The sequence below is a fragment of the Phenylobacterium sp. genome (genome assembly GCF_035539035.1).
Classification (GTDB): domain Bacteria; phylum Pseudomonadota; class Alphaproteobacteria; order Caulobacterales; family Caulobacteraceae; genus Phenylobacterium.
Genome location: NZ_DATLJI010000016.1, coordinates 1,065,808 through 1,081,763, shown reverse-complemented (window position 1 = coordinate 1,081,763; position 15,956 = coordinate 1,065,808). Strand labels below are relative to the sequence as shown.

Genomic DNA, 15,956 nt, shown 5'->3' with positions numbered 1-15,956 from the left:
ACGCCACTCCGCCCAGCTTATGGCGCGCCGGCGGACGGCGCGGCAAGCTCGGGCGTCAGCGGCGCAGCTGCGACTGGACGGCGGTGGTGTCGGCCTGGGCCAGCTGGCGGGTCTCGGTCTCGCCGGCCAGCAGGCGGTCGATGCGGGCCTTGTTGGCCTTGAAGCGGGCCAGGTCCGCGCCGGCCAGCACCGTGCCCTGGGGCACCTTGGCGCCGACGGGGTTCACCCGCTTGCCGTTCAGCCAGACTTCGTAGTGAAGGTGCGGGCCCGTGGACATGCCGGTGGAGCCCACATAGGCCACGACCTGGCCCTGCCGGACGCGCATGCCGGGCCGGATGCCCTTGGCGTAGCGGGAGACGTGGGCGTAGCCTGTGGACCACCCGCCGGAGTGCTTGATCTGCAGCCAGTTGCCGTAGCCGCCCCAGCGGCTGGCCTTGGTGACCACGCCGTCGCCGGCGGCCAGGATCGGCGTGCCGTGGCCGGCGCCGAAGTCGACGCCCTGGTGGGCGCGGGCGTAGCCCAGCACCGGGTGGCGGCGCAGGCCGAAGCGGGAGGTCATCCGCGCGCCGTCCACCGGGGTGCGCAGCAGGAAGCCGCGGATGTTCTTGCCGGACTCGTCGAAGTACTCGGCGTCGCCGTCGCCGCGCTCGAAGCGGTAGAACTTGACGCCCTTGACCTCGGCGAACTCCAGCTCGCCGGTCTCGATGGTGCGGCCGCTCTCGGTGACCTGCCGGCCGAACACCAGCTTGAAGTCGTCGCCGGCCTTCAGGTCGCGCTGGAAGTCGAGCTTGTGGGCGAACAGCTTGACCACCTGGGCGGTGATCGCGGGCGTGGCGCCCAGCTTGGCGGCGCTCTCGTAGAGCGAGCCGTGGATCTCGCCGTCGGCGACGGTGGTCTCGGCGCGGATCTGCTCGTCGAGTTCGCGCAGGCGCATGGCGCCGTCGAAGGTGCGCGAGAGCGTCAGGGTGCTGGCGGGGCCGGTCCGCATGGACAGGCCGATCAGCCGGGCGTGGCCGCGGTCGGCCCGGGGCCGGGCGATGGCCGCCTCGAACGCGAGGCCGGCGCGGATGCGGGTGGTGTCGATCGACTGGGCGAGGACCTGGACGGCCTGGCGGGCCTCCTCGGGAGCCACCCCGGCGCGCTCCACGGCGCCTTCCAGGGTCTCGCCGCGGCGGACCTTGACCTCGACGCTTTCAGGACGGTCGAAGCCGGGCTGGGCCTCGGCGTGGGTGAAGGCGGTGTGCTGCAGGGCCGCGATGGCGGCGGGGCTGAGCGGCGGCGGGGCGTCGGGCCCCTGGGGCCCCTGGGTGACCTTCCAGGCCACGAACAGGCCCAGCACGGCCGCGGTCCCGGCGAGCACGCGCGGCGCCACCCGGAAATTGGTCTGTCGCGGGTCGAATTCCTGCATCACGCCCCCGTACTAGGCGATGCATGGTTAAGGCATCGCCACGAACTAGCCGATTATCCGCCGCCTCCCCAGGCGGTCGGAAGATGGCCGAGTTTGGCGGCCGCCGCCCCCGGTCCTTTTGTCACGGTGTCTAAAGCAGTCCCAGGACGAGCTCCGCGGGCCGGCACAGGGCCGCACCCTTCGGGGTCACCACGATAGGCCGATTCACCAGGATCGGATCGACGATCATGGCCGCGATCAGGGCGTCGTCCGACGCCACCGGATCGGTGAGGCCGAGCTCGTCGGCCTTGGTGCCGTTCACCCGCAGGATGTCGTGCGCCGAGGCGTCCATCTTCTTCAGGAGCGCCTGCAGCTGGTCGCGGGTCCAGCCCTCCTTGAGGTACTCGACCACGGTGGGTTCGATCCCCTTCTCCCGCAGGAGGGCCAGGGTGTTGCGCGAAGTCCCGCAGGCGGGGTTGTGGTAGATCACGACGTCGCTCATGGGCCGGATCCATTAGCCGGTTCGCGGCCGTTCACCAAGAGAAGCGGCGCGTGCCGCTGACCCGGACGGAGTCCGAGGCGTCGAACGGCATGTCCGCGGCGGGCCTGGGCGGCAGGGGGGCCGCGCCGGCCGGCCAGCCGTCGATCGTGGCGATGTAGCGGACGTCGAGCGTCCCGGGCCCGGCGGGCCGCAGGCGCAGGGTGAGCCCCTCGGGCGCGGCTTCCCAGTTCACCCGGGTCCAGCGACCGGGGGTGAGGATGAGCTTCACCGGCAGGCTCGCCACCTGCTCCAGGGTCACGGCGGTGTCGGCCCGCAGGCGCAGGCCGATCTCGCGGGCGCCGGCCGGCGGGACGACCGTCAGCAGCACCGAGCCGTCCGACTGGCGGGCCAGGCTCGCCTGCGCCGTCGGCGCGGGCAGCGGCCGGGCGGCGGCGGCGATGTGCGGGCGGCCGATCGCCCAGTGCCCGGAGGGCGCGATGCGGCCGCCGTCGGCGGTGAGCACCCGCTCGACCCAGGGCGTGCGCTCTAGCGTGCTGACCCGCCAGGCGCGGCCGGTGTCCTGGTCCAGGTGGTAGACGACGAGGGTGGCCCGCGGATGGCGGGCGTCCCAGGGGTCGTTCAGCCGCACGGCGACCAGGGCCACGAGGCCGGCGGCCACCAGCAGCGGGCCCACGAGGCGCGCGGGCGGCGCGCCTTCCTCGGGCTGGGCCAGCGGCCAGATCAGGATGGCGGCCAGCCAGACGGCGGCGGCCAGCAGCTCGGGCATGTCGAGACCGAGGAACAGGACGTGCGCTGTGCCGGCAATCCAGCCGAGGCCGATGGCGGCCAGCAGGGCGAGGAGGGCGTAGGCCGGCAGCCCGCGGCGCGCGGCCATGGCCGTGGCGGCCCCGCCGACGCCGGCCAGCGCCAGCGGCCAGGCGAACATGTAGCCGGTGGCGGGGGCGGCGACCTGGGCGGCCACGGCCACGAGGAAGGTGAGGGCCAGGACGCCGGTCCAGGCGCCGGGACGGCCGGCGGGCCGGCCGTAGGTCAGGACGGCGACCACCGCGGCGCCGACGCCCAGGCCCGCGCCCAGCGGGTCCAGGCCGCCGAAGGCCGAGCTGGCCAGGCCGGCGGCCAGGGGCACGAGGGCGATGTTGCGGCGGCCCCGCGCCAGCTCGCAGGCCGACCAGAGGAGGAAGCCCATCGCCAGGAGGAACACGGCCGCCTCCCAGCGGCTCACCTGGGCCAGCAGGAAGCGCTGCTCGAAGTAGCCGAAGTCCGCGCCGGTGGCCCGGCGGGCGAAGTGCAGGATGGCGGCCGAGCCGAGGACGGCGGAGATCGTCGCGCCGGCGCCCCGCGCCACGTCCGGCCAGGGGAAGGCCTCGATCCGGCGCGCGCGGACCACGCCCAGCAGCATCAGCCCGCCCGCCACGGCCAGCACGATCCAGCCGCCCCAGGCGGGGTAGGCGAGGACCAGGTCGCCGAACACCTGGCTGTAGACCGCGTCCGGCGCCTTGCCGGGCAGGGTGGGGGCGAAGGCGGCGGCCCGCGTCACCGCCAGTACCTGGGCGCCCAGGTCCTGCAGCGTGCCGCGGTCCATGTTGGCGGGTGTGGCGGTGGCGGCGTGGTAGTCGAACTGGCGGCCGATGAAGGCGAAGTTCATGCCGGGGAAGCCTGCCTCGTTCGACTCCGTCATGTCGGTGTCGTTGGGCATGTTCTCGTAGACGAACACCGAGAGCGACGAGGACGAGGGCCGCTCGGCGTGGCGGCGCAGGAGGTCGATCAGCTCGCCGTTGCCGGCGCTGGTCTGGAACATCTGCACCCGGCCGGAGATGCCGCGCGCCTCCATGTTCACGACGAGGCCGACGCGCCGCGCCAGCGGGTCGCGCTTGAAGAAGGCGTTGGCGCCCAGCAGGCCGCTCTCCTCGCCGTCGGTGATCAGAACCATGACGTCGCGCACGGGCTCGCCCTGCGCCTTGATGGCGCGGACGATCTCCAGGGCGGCGGCCACGCCGGCGGCGTCGTCGGCGGCGCCGGGAGAGCCCGGGACGCTGTCGTAGTGGGCCATCAGCGCCACGGCGGGCAGGGTGCGGTCGCGGCCGGGCAGGACGCCGACCAGGTTCTCCACCGCGCCGCCCGAGACGAAGGTGTCGCCGCCCCGCTGGCGGTGGGTGACCGCATCCCCGCGCCTGACCTGCGGCGAGAGGCCGAGCGTGGTCATGCGGGCCAGGAGATGGTCGCGCACCCGGTGGTTGGCGGGCGTGCCCATGGGGTGAGGCTCGCGGGCGATCTGCGCCACGTCGGCCATGGCGCGCTCGGCCGAGAAGACGGCGGCCGGCGCCGTGGCCGGCTCCGGCGCCGGCGGCCGGGCGTCGAACCAGGCGATCAGCGTGGCTGCGACCAGCGCCGCCAGCAGCGCCAGAACTCGTCCCATGGGCCGTCCTCCCCGACGGGCGTTTGTGGCGAGGCTAGCCGCGGGGCGGCCAAATGAAAACGCCCGCCGGCGAACCGGCGGGCGTCCCACTCTCCTCGATGATCAGGTCGCGGTTTACGCTGCGACCTGGGCCTCCTGTGGGTCGCGCAGCACGTAGCCGCGGCCCCAGACGGTCTCGATGTGGTGCTTGCCGTCGGCGGCGGCCGCCAGCTTCTTGCGCAGCTTGCAGATGAAGACGTCGATGATCTTCAGCTCCGGCTCGTCCATGCCGCCGTAGAGGTGGTTGAGGAACATCTCCTTGGTCAGGGTCGTGCCCTTGCGCAGGGAGAGAAGCTCCAGCATCTGGTATTCCTTGCCCGTCAGGTGGACGCGGATGCCGTTCACTTCGACGGTCTTGGCGTCCAGGTTGACGGTGATGTCGCCGGTCTTGATGACCGACTGCGCGTGGCCCTTGGAACGGCGGACCACCGCGTGGATGCGGGCGACCAGCTCGTCCTTGTGGAACGGCTTGGTCATGTAGTCGTCGGCGCCGCCCGAGAAGGTCTTCACCTTGGTGTCGATCTCGGCGGTGCCGGAAAGGATCATGATCGGGGTGTTGATCTTGCCGACGCGCAGCGTGCGCAGGACATCCATGCCGCTCATGTCCGGCAGGTTCAGGTCGAGCAGGATCAGGTCGTAATCGTAGATCTTGCCGAGATCGACGCCTTCTTCGCCCAGGTCCGTCGTATAGACGTTGAACCCTTCCGACTTCAGCATCAATTCGATGCTTTGTGCCGTGGCGCTGTCGTCCTCGATCAACAGTACGCGCATTCTGCTCTCCTACTGCGTCCCCGCCCAGCCCTCGGATTCTCGGAATCCGCCCCGAAGCTCGCCGTTAAACCTGCCAGCGAGTTAATTTAAGACTGGTTAATGGATGATGGCTCTCTGCCCGGAATGGTTAATCTGATTTGAGATTCCGGGACAAGCGGGACTGCGCGGACGGTCCGCCGCAGCCCCGTTGAATCTTTTGTGATTGGACAGTTCCGCGAAGCGGAGGGGGCGGAACGACGGCCGGGCGGGGCCGTTCAGCGCAGCGGTCCTACTCCAGCAAACCGACAGGTTCCGCCATGCGCGCCAGGCTCAAGCCGATCTCCGACCAGGTCATGGTCATCACCGGCGCGAGCTCGGGCATCGGCCTGGCGCTGGCCCGCCAGGCGGCGCGGGCGGGGGCGGCCGTGGTCCTTAACGCCCGCGACGAAGCGACGCTGCGGAAGATCTGCGACGAGATCAACGCGGAGGGCGGCCGGGCGCACGCCGCGCCCGGCGACGTGGGCGTCCCGGACGACGTGGCGCGGGTGGCGCGCGCGGCGATCGCCCGCTTCGGCGCCTTCGACACCTGGGTGAACAATGCGGGCGTCGGCATCTATGGCGAGCTCACCGAGATCCCGCCCGGCGACCATGAGCGGATGTTCCGGACCAACTACTTCGGCGTGGTCAACGGCTCGGTGGAGGCGGCCCGCCACTTCCAGGCCCGCGGCGGGTCGGGCGCGATCATCAACCTGGGTTCGGTGCTCTCCGACATCGGCAGTCCGCTGACCGGCGCCTACGGGGCCTCCAAGCACGCGGTGAAGGGCTTCACGGATTCCCTCAGGATGGAGCTTTCCCGGGCCCGCGCGCCGGTGTCGGTGACCCTGATCAAGCCCTCCAGCATCGGCACGCCGTTCCCCGACCATGCCCGCAACTTCATGGGTCGCGCCGCGCGCGTGCCGCCGCCGGTCTATGCCCCGGAGGTGGTGGCCGACGCGATCCTGCACGCCGCCGCCCATCCGATCCGGCAGATCATCGTGGGCGCCGGCGGGCGGCCGCAGGTGCTGGCGGCCGCCGCCGCCCCGGGGCTGGCCGACCGGATCTACGCCCGCGTCGTGCCGCCGCTCTCCCGGCGGAACGCGCCGCCGCCGGCGCAGGACAGTCTGGACGGGCCGCACGGGGACGGCGAGGTGCGCACGCGGGCCTACCGGGCGCGGAACTTCAGCGTCTACACCGAGACCCAGAAGCATCCCGGCCTGACCCTGGGCGTGGGTCTCGCCGCGGCTGCGGCCGGGGCCCTTTGGCTGGCGGCCCGTCCCGGCGCGGCGGCGCGGGCGGCCCGCTGAGCCACCCCCAAAGGGGGTGACGCGCCGAAGCGCCGCACCGATCTTCATCACCTCTTAAGGGCGAAGCACGGATTCTGCCCCCTCAGTTCGGGGGCGTTACGTGCAGAGCCTTGTGGCCGCGGTCGAGCGGCTGGATCCCCTCAGTGTTTCGGGCCGCGTCGCGGCGGTGAACGGCCTCCTGATCGAGGCCCGCGGAGGGCTGTCGCGCCTGGCCGTGGGCGCGCGCGCCGAGATCACCCGCCACGGCGAGGTCCCGCTGTCGGCCGAGGTGGTGGGCTTCCGCGAGACGCGCGCCCTGCTCATGCCCTTCGGTCCTGTGGAGGGCGTGGCCCCCGGCGCCGAGATCCGCATCGAGCCGCAGGGATCGGCGGTGCGGCCGACCAAGGCCTGGCTGGGCCGCATCATCGACGCCTTCGGGGAGCCGATCGACGGCCTGGGCCCGCTGCCTCATGGGCTTGCCTCCTACCCCCTGAAGGCGCCGCCGCCAGCCGCCCACGCCCGCGCCCGGGTGGGCGAGCGGCTGGACCTCGGCGTGCGCTCGATGAACGTCTTCACCACCTGCTGCCGCGGCCAGCGCCTGGGCGTCTTCGCCGGCTCGGGCGTCGGCAAGTCGGTGCTGCTCTCGATGCTGGCCAAGAACGCCGACTGCGACGCCGTCGTGGTGGGCCTGATCGGCGAGCGGGGCCGCGAGGTGCGCGAGTTCATCGAGGAGACCTTGGGCGAGGAGGGGCTGCGCCGGGCCGTCGTCGTGGTCGCCACCTCCGACGAGCCGGCCCTGAAGCGTCGCCAGGCCGCCTACATGACGCTCGCCATCGCCGAGTTCTTCCGCGACCAGGACATGGAAGTCCTGTGCCTGATGGACTCGGTCACCCGGTTCGCCATGGCCCAGCGCGAGATCGGCCTGGCGGCCGGCGAGCCGCCGACCACCAAGGGCTATACGCCCACCGTCTTCACCGAGCTGCCGAAGCTGCTCGAGCGCGCCGGTCCCGGCCCGATCCGGCCCGACGGCACCCAGGCGGGGCCGATCACCGGCCTGTTCACGGTGCTGGTGGACGGCGACGACCACAACGAGCCCATCGCCGACGCGGTGCGAGGCATCCTCGACGGCCACATCGTCATGGAGCGGGCGATCGCCGAGCGCGGCCGCTTCCCGGCGATCAATGTGCTGAAGTCGATCAGCCGGACCATGCCGGGCTGCCACCTGCCGCACGAGCGGGAGATCGTCACCGCCGCGCGCCGGTCTCTGGCCGCCTATTCGAACATGGAGGAGCTGATCCGCATCGGCGCCTACCGCGCCGGCGCCGATCCCGACGTCGACCGGGCGATCCAGCTCAACCCGGCCCTCGAGGCCTTCCTTTCGCAGAGCCCCGACGATGCGACCGGCCTCGAGGCCTCCTTCGCCCAGCTCTCCCAGATCCTGAATGAGGCCGCATGAGCTGGGCGAAGTCCCTGATCAAGCTCTCCACCTACGAGGTGGAGGTGCTCCAGAAGCGGCTGGCGGAGATCGGCGACCGCCGCCGCCAGGCCGAGATGCGGCTGGCCATGCTGTTCGCCCAGGGCGAGGCGGAGGCGGCCCAGGCCGACCCGTCCACCAGCGGCGACCTGCTGCGCTTCCTGGACGCGCTGAAGGGCCGCAAGCAGCAGATCCAGTGCGAGATCGAGATCATCATGGCCGAGGAGGCCGGCGCGCGCGACGCCCTGGCCCAGGCCTTCGAAGAGCAGAAGAAGTACGAGCAGATCGCCGAACAGGCTCGGCTGATGGAGCTGAAGGTCCAGGCCAAGGTCGAGGCCGCGGCGATGGACGAACTGGGCCTCAGGAAGGCCGGCGGCGGGCGCTGAGGGGGGCTCCGGTCCCTCCGATCAGACCCGCGGCTGCGACTGGCGGGCGCGCTCGGCTTCCACGTCCTGGCGCAGGACGCTGAGGTCCTCGCTGATCTTGAAGATCGCCACGTAGAACTCGCAGAACGAGCGCCACAGGAGCGCCAGCGCTCCGATCACCAGCAGGCCGCCGACCAGCACCGGGATCGCCAGCAGGACCCCGAAGATGCTGGATTCGCGGATCGCGACGCCCACCGCAGCCCCGATGGAGCCGAACGCCCCCAGCGCGATCACGCCCAGGCCGGCCCAGTAGATCAGATGGATGACCGAGTTGGTCATCAGCTTATCGAAGGTGAGCAGGTCCCACAGGACCGCCGCGCCGGCGCCCTGAGGTCTTTTGAGAGTTCGCCGCATCCGATTTCCAAGACTCGCCGGAGCTTCGAACGCTCCGCAGGGGTGAACCGCTACCAGCCGCCGGGCCCGGTCGCAACGGGCCAGACGTCGGGCGAGGCGCGACGCTTGGTCCGGCGAGGGGCTCCGCCGGCTAGATCGTGCCGACCGTCTTCAGGCGGGCGCGGGGGTGGATCTCGTTCTGGCTCATCACCGGGGTCTGGCCGCGGAAACGCTCGATGATCGAGCGGACATAGGGCCGGATGGTCGGGCTGGTGAGCAGGACCGGCGTCTCGCCCGACAGGGCTGCGCGCTCGAAGGTGTCGCGGACCGCGCGGATGAACTCCTGCAGGCGGGAGGGCGGCAGGGCGAGCTGCTTCTCCTCGCCCTGGCCGACCAGGGCGTCGGCGAAGGCGTACTCCCACTCCGGCGACAGGGTGACGATGGGCAGGGCCCCGTCGTCCCCCCGGTTGGCGAAGCAGATCTGGCGGGCGAGGCGCGTGCGGACCTGCTCCACCAGATTGGTGACCGAGGCGGTGTGCGGCGCAGCCTCGCCGATGCCCTCCAGGATCGCCGGCAGGTCGCGGATCGAGATGCGCTCGCGCAGCAGGGCCTGCAGCACGCGCTGCACCGTGGTGGCGGTGACCACCGACGGGATCAGGTCGTCGGCCAGCTTCTTCTGCTCGGCCGGGAGTTCCTTCAGGAGCTTCTGGACCTCGGCGTAGGAGAGCAGGTCCGGCATGTTCTCCTTGAGGATCTCGGTCAGGTGCGTGGTCAGCACGGTCGCGGGATCGACGATGGTGTAGCCGCGGAAGGTGGCCTCCTCGCGGAGGTTCTCGTCGATCCAGGTGGCGGGCAGGCCGAACGCCGGCTCGCGCATGTGCTCGCCGGGCAGCTCCACCTGGCCGCCGCGCGGGTCCATGGCCATCAGCTGTCCCAGCCGCACCTCGCCGGAGCCGGCCTCCATCTCCTTGATGCGGATGCAGTAGCCCTGGGAGGGCAGGCGCATGTTGTCGAGGATGCGGACGCTCGGCATGACGAAGCCGAAGTCGGCGGCCAGGGTGCGGCGCAGCGCCTTGATCTGGTCGGTGAGCCGGCGGCCCTCGAGGTCGTTGATCAGGCCCAGCAGGCCGTAGCCCAGCTCGATCTTGATCTCGTCGATGGCGAGCGTCTGGCCGATCGGCTCCTCGACCTCCTCCACCTGCTCGACGGGGGCGATCTCCACGGCTTGCGGCGGCTGTCCGCGGATCGAACGTCGCCAGGCGAGGAGGCCGGTGGCGATGGAGATCAGGGCGAACGGGATCAGCGGCATGCCCGGGATCAGGGCGATGACGCCCGACGACGCCGCCACCATGCCCAGGCTGATCGGGTTCATGGCCAGCTGGGCGACCAGCGCCTTGTCGGCCGAGCCCTCGACGCCGGACTTCGACACCAGGAAGCCCGCGGCGATCGAGATGATCAGGGCCGGGATCTGGCTGACCAGGCCGTCGCCGATGGTCATGATGGTGTAGGTGGAGAACGCCTGGCCGATCGGCACCTTGTGCTGGATCACGCCGATCAGGATGCCGCCGATCACATTGATGGCGACGATGACCAGGCCGGCGACGGCGTCGCCCTTCACGAACTTCGAGGCGCCGTCCATGGCCCCGAAGAAGGTGCTTTCTTGCTCCAGCTCCTTGCGGCGCTTCTTGGCCTCGGTGTCGTCGATCAGGCCCGCCGAGAGGTCGGCGTCGATGGCCATCTGCTTGCCGGGCATGGCGTCGAGGGTGAAGCGGGCCGCGACCTCCGCGATCCGTCCCGAACCCTTGGTGATCACCACGAAGTTCACCAGCACCAGGATGGCGAACACCACGAGGCCGATGATGAAGCTGCCGCCCATCATCAGGTTGCCGAAGGCTTCGATGATCTTGCCCGCCCCGTGCACGCCCTCGTGGCCGTGGCCGAGGATCAGGCGGGTGGAGGCGATGTTGAGGCCCAGCCGGTAGAGCGTCGCCACCAGCAGGACGGTCGGGAAGGCGGTGAATTCCAGCGGCCGCTTGATCAGCAGCGAGGTCATCAGGATCAGCACGGAGCTGGTGATCGAGATGGCCAGGAACAGGTCCAGCAGGAAGGCCGGAACCGGCAGGATCAGGATGACGATGACCGCGGCGATGCCGATCGCCAGCGCGACTTCGCCGCGCGCGACCCAGCTCCACACCTCGCGGGCGTTGATCGGCGATCCCGCCTGGCCTGTGATCCCCGTGTCCGACATCTGGGGTTAGGCCGCGCTCGCGCCCATCTGCGGGGCGGGCACGGACACGCCGGCCTCGGTGTATTCCTTCAGCTTGTTGCGCAGCGTCCGGATGGAGATGCCCAGGATGTTGGCCGCATGGGTGCGGTTGCCCAGGCAGTGCTCCAGGGTGTCGAGGATCAGCTGCTGCTCCATGGCGGCCACCGTCTGGCCGACGAAGGCGCGGCTGGCGCTCTCGGCGGCGAAGGAGGCGGCCTGGGCCGTGCGGGTCGCGGGATCGGCGGCCGCCAGCGGCTGGCCGTCGGGCAGGCGGATGGCGCCTTCCTCGATCTCCGGGCCGTTGGAGAGCAGCACCGCGCGGTGCATGGCGTTCTCGAGCTCGCGCACGTTGCCGGGCCAGCGGTGCAGCGCGAGACGACGGCGGGCCTCGGCCGACAGCGGCCGCTCCGGCACGCCGTTGGCGGCGGCGTACTTGCGGATGAAGTGCTCGGCGAGCGCGGTGACGTCCGCCGGACGCTCGCGCAGGGACGGGATGCGCAGGTTCACGACGTTCAGGCGGTAGAGCAGGTCCTCGCGGAACGTGCCGTCCTTCACCGCCTGGGCGAGATCGCGGTTGGAGGTCGCCAGGATGCGGATGTCCACCTTCACCGGCTTGGCGCCGCCGACCCGGTCGATCTCCCGCTCCTGGATGGCGCGCAGCAGCTTGGCCTGCAGGCGGGCGTCCATCTCGGAGATTTCGTCCAGCAGCAGGGTGCCGCCGTTAGCCTCCTCGAACTTGCCGATCCGGCGAGCCACGGCGCCGGTGAAGGCGCCCTTCTCGTGGCCGAACAGCTCGCTCTCCAGCAGGTTCTCCGGGATGGCGGCGCAGTTGACCGAGATGAACGGCTTGGACGCCCGGCGCGACTTCTGGTGCACGTAGCGGGCGATGACCTCCTTACCGACGCCGCTTTCCCCGGTGATCAGGATCGAAGCGTCGGAGGGGGCCACCTGGTCGGCCAGGGCGATGACCGCATGCATCGAGGGGTCGGTGACCACCATCGGGCGGTTGTCGTCGGAGACGGCGGCCAGGACGGCGGCGATCAGCTCGGCGTCCGGGGGAAGCGGGATGAACTCCTTGGCTCCCGCCTTGATCGCCGCGGCGGCGCCGATGGCGTCGGCCCCGATGCCGCAGGCGACCACCGGCACGCGGATCCGCTCGGCCTCGTTGGCCGCGATCAGCGCCGCGATGTCGAGCTCGTAGTCGACCATGAGCAGGTCGGCGCCCTGGCCCGCGCGCAGAGCGTGGGTGGCCTGGGTGATGCTCTCCACATGGCTCACCTTGGCCCCAGCGCTCATCGCCATCTTCACGGCGGTTGAGAGCTGTCCGTTCAGTCTTCCGACGACCAGAAGCCGCATGGGTTGTCTCCTTCAGTCAATCACGCCGGCCTTCAGGCCGCCGCGTCGCCGTCCTTGATGATTTCGGTCATGGTCACGCCCAGGCGCTCGTCGACGATGACGACCTCGCCGCGCGCCACCAGGCGGTTGTTCACATAGATGTCGATGGCCTCGCCGACCTTGCGGTCGAGCTCCAGCACGCTGCCCTGCGCCAGCTCCAGCAGCTGGGACACCGAAAGGCTCGCGCGGCCGAGCACGGCCGAGATGTTCACCGGCACGTCGAAGACGGGCGCCAGGTCGGTGGCGGTCTTGTCCTCGCCGACGACGTTGTCGGGCAGGGGGCCTTCGCCGGGGGCGAATTCGTCGAGCTTCAGGTCATTCTCGGACATGGCCGTCTAGCCTTCGCTTCCGGGGATCAGGGGTTCCGCATGCAGGCCCTCGGCGGCCAGCGCCGCCTCCAGGGCCTCGGTCACGCGCAGGGCGGCGGCCTCGGGATCGAAGGCGGCCGAGCCGTCGCCGAAGTCGAGGGTGAAGGCGTAGGGCGACAGCGTCGGCTCGGTGCGCACCTGCACGGCCCCGGGGAAGCCCACGGCCGCGGCGGTGTTGCCCAGCTTCTCCTGGACGTGGGCCGCCATCTCCGGGCGCACGGCGATCACCAGGCGCGGCGCGGTTTCGACCTCCCGCGCCAGGCTTTCGATGGCCGCCTGCAGAGGCGCCTCGGGGAAGCGCGAGAGCGCCGCGTCGGCGATGGCCCGGGCGCAGGCCAGCGCCAGGTTGGCCGAGCCCACCCGGTGCAGGTGGGCCACCTCGGCCAGCTTCGGCAGGGCCTGGCGGCAAGCCGCGGCGACCTCGGCCATGGCGCGCGCCTGGGCGGCGTTGACGCTCTGCAGGCCGGCCTTCTCGCCCTCCGCATAGGCCTGCTGGCGGATCTGCTCGACCTCCTCTGGCGTGAAGGCGGTCTTCGGCCGCGGCGCCTGGTAGGCCACGGCGCCGCCGTCGTCGAACTCGGTGTCGAAGCCGAACTTGGGGAGGGAGCCGGTCATCAGTACACCAGCTCGTCATCGCCGCCGTTGCCGGCGAGCATGATCTCGCCCTTGGCGGCGAGGTCCTTGGCGACCTGAACCATGGCCATCTGGGCCTGGTCGACGTCGCGCAGGCGGACCGGCCCCATGGTCTCCATGTCCTCGCGCATGATCTTCGCCGCGCGCTCGGACATGTTGGAGAAGAACATCTCGCGCAGGGTGTCGGAGGCGCCCTTCATGGCCAGGCCCAGCTGGTCCTTGTCGACCGCGCGCAGCAGGGTCTGGACCCCGCCCGGATCCAGCTTGGAGAGGTCCTCGAACACGAACATCAGGGCGCGGATGCGCTCGGCGGCTTCGCGGTTGCGCTCTTCCAGGGCGGTGATGAACCGGGCCTCGGTCTGGCGGTCGAAGGCGTTGAAGATGTCGGCCATCATCTCGTGGCTGTCGCGCTTCGAGGTGCGGGCCAGGTTCGACATGAACTCGGTGCGCAGCGTCTGCTCGATCTTGTCGAGGATTTCGCGCTGCACCGGCTCCATGCGCAGCATGCGGTTGACGCATTCCAGCGCGAAGTCCTCGGGCAGGGCGGCCAGCACGCGCGCGGCGTGCTCCGACTTGATCTTGGAGAGCACCACCGCGACGGTCTGGGGGTATTCGTTCTTCAGGTAGTTGGCGAGCACGGCCTCGTTCACGTTGCCGAGCTTGTCCCACATGGTCCGACCCGCGGGGCCGCGGATCTCCTCCATGAGCTGGTCGACCTTCTCGCTCGGCATGATCGAGGCGAGCAGCTTCTGGGTCTGCTCGAAGGAGCCCATCAAGGCGCCCGTGCCGGCGACGCCGGAGACGAACTCCAGCAGGAGATCCTCGACGGCCTGGGACGAGACGGTGCCGAGGCTCGCCATCGCCTGCGAGATCTCCTTGATCTCGTCCTCGTCGAGCTGCTTCCAGACCTGGGCGTGCTCCTCGCCCAGGGCCAGCAGGATGACGGCGGCCTTCTCCGGTCCGGTGAGGCGCGCGGCCACGTCGATGGTCTTGCCCTTGGCCATCAGGCGGTCTCGTGCAGCCAGCTACGGAGGATCGAGACCGACTCCTCGGGGTGCTTCTCGACGAACTCCGAGACGCGCTTGATCGAGGACGCCTTCACCTGGCCCTCGATGCGCGCGATGTCGATCTTCTGCTCGAGGTCGCCCATGGGCCCCGGCAGGGCGAGGTTCGCCGTGCCGTCCGCGGAGATCTGCATCTGCTGACCGTCGGCGGTGGTCACCACGCGGGTGACCTGGGGGCCGGCCAGCGCCGGCATGCCGCCGCCCGCGCCGCCGCCCATGGCGCCGCGCAGCAGCGGCCGGACGATGAAGAACATCATCAGGAGCGCCACGATCGCCAGCACGCCCAACTCGGCGGCCCGCATGATGTCGTTCTTGTCGAAGCCCATCAGCGGGTTGGCCGCCTCCACGCCGTTGGGATCGGCGTCGGAGGGGAACCGGACGTTGATCACGCTCACCTGGTCGCCGCGGTCCTGGCTGAAGCCCACGGCGGTGCGGACCAGCTGCTCGATGCGCTGCATCTCCTCGGCGCTGCGCGGCGTGTAGCCGCCGGGCCGGCCGTTCTGGCCGGGGGCGGTGACGCCGTCCACGGCCACGGCGACGGAGAGCCGCTTCACCTGGCCGGGCTCCTGAACCTCCGTGCGGACGGTCTTGGAGATCTCGTAGTTGGTGGTCGATTCCTGCCGGCCCGAGGCCGAGGAGTTGCGGCCGGTGTCGGCGCCCCCGCCGCCCGGGATGTTGGCGGCGGCGGAGACCTCTCCGGTGGTCTCCGGCTCGTTCTCGCGGGCGTTCTCGTCGGTGGTGGACTCGGAGCGGATCACCTGGCCGTCGGGATCGTAGGTCTCCTGCTGGACGGTGACGCGGGCGAGCTCCAGGTCGGCGGTGACGTTGACCCGCGCCTTGCCGGCGCCGACCACGCCTTCGACGAGCGCCTTCACCTGCTTGGCGATGCGCTGCTCGACCTCGGTCTTGCGGCCATCGGCCTCGGCGGCCATGCCGGTCTCGCCGCCCGAGAGGGTCTTGGCGTGCTGGTCGACGACGGTGACGCGGTCGGGCTTCAGGTTCGGGACGGCGCCCGACACCAGGTTCTGGATCGCACGGACCTGTTCGGCCGTGGGCTCGCGGCCGCCGACGCCGATGTTCACCGAGGCCGAAGGCTGCTCGCCCTCCTCGTCGAACAGCTGGCGCTTGGGCAGCACCAGGTGGACGCGGGCGGAGGTGACGCCGTCGAGGCTGCGGATGGTGCGGGCCAGCTCGCCCTCCAGGGCCCGCTGGCGGTTCAGCTGCTGGACGAAGTCGGTCTGGCCGAGCGCATTGGCCTCGTCGAAGATCTCGTACCCGACGGACCCCGCGGTCGGCAGGCCCTTGGACGACAGCATCAGGCGGGTGGAGGCCACCTCGTCGCGCGGGACCAGGATGGTGGAGCCATCGCCCTTCACCTCGTACTTCACGCCCGCCTGTTCGAGGGCGGCGGTGATCGAACCGGCTTCCTTGAGGTCGAGGTTGGAATAGAGCAGGGCCTTGGGCTCGCCCAGGTTCATGGTCACGGCGACGAGCACGGCGGCCACGCCGGCGCCGATGCCCAGGATAGCGGCCAGCCGGCCGATCCCGAATCGCTGAAGCGCCGCCATGAACTGGTTCAAGC

14 protein-coding genes are annotated in these 15,956 nt (G+C 70.9%); 3 read left to right on the top strand and 11 right to left on the bottom strand.

All coding sequences use genetic code 11. The features are described from left to right. Positions 1 to 55: 55 nt before the first annotated feature. The 4 genes from VM685_RS19240 to ctrA all read right to left on the bottom strand — a co-directional run bounded on the left by VM685_RS19240 (position 56) and on the right by ctrA (position 5,115). The gene (locus tag VM685_RS19240) at positions 56 to 1,408 is read right to left on the bottom strand and encodes a M23 family metallopeptidase (RefSeq protein WP_325461790.1); all 1,353 of its coding nucleotides are present in this window, start codon (positions 1,406 to 1,408) and stop codon (positions 56 to 58) included. A gap of 130 nt (positions 1,409 to 1,538) precedes the next feature. Continuing rightward, positions 1,539 to 1,889, bottom strand: a complete 351-nt coding sequence (gene arsC, locus VM685_RS19235; protein WP_325461789.1) for an arsenate reductase (glutaredoxin) — start codon at positions 1,887 to 1,889, stop codon at positions 1,539 to 1,541. Between the two features lie 31 nt (positions 1,890 to 1,920). Beyond that, the gene (locus VM685_RS19230) at positions 1,921 to 4,305 is read right to left on the bottom strand and encodes a M20/M25/M40 family metallo-hydrolase (protein WP_325461788.1); all 2,385 of its coding nucleotides are present in this window, start codon (positions 4,303 to 4,305) and stop codon (positions 1,921 to 1,923) included. 114 nt (positions 4,306 to 4,419) lie between these two features. Next, entirely contained in the window at positions 4,420 to 5,115 is a 696-nt protein-coding gene (gene ctrA, locus VM685_RS19225; protein ID WP_257816599.1) for a response regulator transcription factor CtrA, read from the bottom strand. Between the two features lie 296 nt (positions 5,116 to 5,411). Here ctrA and VM685_RS19220 point away from each other — a divergent pair, with 296 nt between their 5' ends. From VM685_RS19220 to VM685_RS19210, 3 genes are all read left to right on the top strand, one after another. Further along, a complete protein-coding gene (locus tag VM685_RS19220; RefSeq protein WP_325461787.1) occupies positions 5,412 to 6,437 on the top strand; it encodes an SDR family oxidoreductase in 1,026 nt (341 codons plus the stop codon). Between the two features lie 100 nt (positions 6,438 to 6,537). After that, a complete protein-coding gene (gene fliI, locus VM685_RS19215) occupies positions 6,538 to 7,872 on the top strand; it encodes a flagellar protein export ATPase FliI (RefSeq protein ID WP_325461786.1) in 1,335 nt (444 codons plus the stop codon). Next, a complete protein-coding gene (locus VM685_RS19210) occupies positions 7,869 to 8,276 on the top strand; it encodes a flagellar FliJ family protein (RefSeq protein ID WP_325461785.1) in 408 nt (135 codons plus the stop codon). Before fliI ends, VM685_RS19210 begins: the two co-directional genes overlap by 4 nt. A gap of 21 nt (positions 8,277 to 8,297) precedes the next feature. On the opposite strand, the gene VM685_RS19205 is transcribed toward VM685_RS19210, so the two are convergent. The 7 genes from VM685_RS19205 to fliF all read right to left on the bottom strand — a co-directional run bounded on the left by VM685_RS19205 (position 8,298) and on the right by fliF (position 15,954). Further along, on the bottom strand, positions 8,298 to 8,669 hold the full coding sequence (locus VM685_RS19205; RefSeq protein WP_325461784.1) for a DUF4282 domain-containing protein: 372 nt from the start codon (positions 8,667 to 8,669) through the stop codon (positions 8,298 to 8,300). A gap of 130 nt (positions 8,670 to 8,799) precedes the next feature. Further along, positions 8,800 to 10,896 (bottom strand): flagellar biosynthesis protein FlhA, encoded by a 2,097-nt coding sequence (gene flhA / locus VM685_RS19200; protein WP_325461783.1) that lies wholly within the window; start codon positions 10,894 to 10,896, stop codon positions 8,800 to 8,802. Positions 10,897 to 10,902: 6 nt separating this feature from the next. After that, entirely contained in the window at positions 10,903 to 12,270 is a 1,368-nt protein-coding gene (locus VM685_RS19195; protein WP_325461782.1) for a sigma-54 dependent transcriptional regulator, read from the bottom strand. A 32-nt stretch (positions 12,271 to 12,302) separates the two neighbouring features. Next, entirely contained in the window at positions 12,303 to 12,638 is a 336-nt protein-coding gene (fliN, locus tag VM685_RS19190) for a flagellar motor switch protein FliN (RefSeq protein ID WP_325461781.1), read from the bottom strand. A gap of 6 nt (positions 12,639 to 12,644) precedes the next feature. Beyond that, positions 12,645 to 13,292 carry a flagellar assembly protein FliH gene (locus tag VM685_RS19185; protein WP_325461780.1) on the bottom strand — a complete coding sequence of 216 codons (648 nt, stop codon included), beginning with the start codon at positions 13,290 to 13,292 and terminating at the stop codon, positions 12,645 to 12,647. Next, positions 13,292 to 14,314 carry a flagellar motor switch protein FliG gene (fliG, locus tag VM685_RS19180; protein ID WP_325461779.1) on the bottom strand — a complete coding sequence of 341 codons (1,023 nt, stop codon included), beginning with the start codon at positions 14,312 to 14,314 and terminating at the stop codon, positions 13,292 to 13,294. Before fliG ends, VM685_RS19185 begins: the two co-directional genes overlap by 1 nt. Continuing rightward, complete coding sequence (gene fliF / locus VM685_RS19175; protein ID WP_414693392.1) at positions 14,314 to 15,954, bottom strand: flagellar basal-body MS-ring/collar protein FliF; 1,641 nt, start codon at positions 15,952 to 15,954, stop codon at positions 14,314 to 14,316. The genes fliG and fliF overlap by 1 nt, the downstream gene beginning before the upstream one ends. Positions 15,955 to 15,956 lie beyond the last annotated feature (2 nt).

What these genes read in the sequence shown, in the direction of transcription:
- VM685_RS19240 (WP_325461790.1), bottom strand. Translation starts at nt 1,408, where the DNA reads ATGCAGGAATTCGACCCGCGACAGACCAATTTCCGGGTGGCGCCGCGC.
- arsC (WP_325461789.1), bottom strand. Translation starts at nt 1,889, where the DNA reads ATGAGCGACGTCGTGATCTACCACAACCCCGCCTGCGGGACTTCGCGC.
- VM685_RS19230 (WP_325461788.1), bottom strand. Translation starts at nt 4,305, where the DNA reads ATGGGACGAGTTCTGGCGCTGCTGGCGGCGCTGGTCGCAGCCACGCTG.
- ctrA (WP_257816599.1), bottom strand. Translation starts at nt 5,115, where the DNA reads ATGCGCGTACTGTTGATCGAGGACGACAGCGCCACGGCACAAAGCATC.
- VM685_RS19220 (WP_325461787.1), top strand. Translation starts at nt 5,412, where the DNA reads ATGCGCGCCAGGCTCAAGCCGATCTCCGACCAGGTCATGGTCATCACC.
- VM685_RS19210 (WP_325461785.1), top strand. Translation starts at nt 7,869, where the DNA reads ATGAGCTGGGCGAAGTCCCTGATCAAGCTCTCCACCTACGAGGTGGAG.
- VM685_RS19205 (WP_325461784.1), bottom strand. Translation starts at nt 8,669, where the DNA reads ATGCGGCGAACTCTCAAAAGACCTCAGGGCGCCGGCGCGGCGGTCCTG.
- flhA (WP_325461783.1), bottom strand. Translation starts at nt 10,896, where the DNA reads ATGTCGGACACGGGGATCACAGGCCAGGCGGGATCGCCGATCAACGCC.
- VM685_RS19195 (WP_325461782.1), bottom strand. Translation starts at nt 12,270, where the DNA reads ATGCGGCTTCTGGTCGTCGGAAGACTGAACGGACAGCTCTCAACCGCC.
- fliN (WP_325461781.1), bottom strand. Translation starts at nt 12,638, where the DNA reads ATGTCCGAGAATGACCTGAAGCTCGACGAATTCGCCCCCGGCGAAGGC.
- VM685_RS19185 (WP_325461780.1), bottom strand. Translation starts at nt 13,292, where the DNA reads ATGACCGGCTCCCTCCCCAAGTTCGGCTTCGACACCGAGTTCGACGAC.
- fliG (WP_325461779.1), bottom strand. Translation starts at nt 14,314, where the DNA reads ATGGCCAAGGGCAAGACCATCGACGTGGCCGCGCGCCTCACCGGACCG.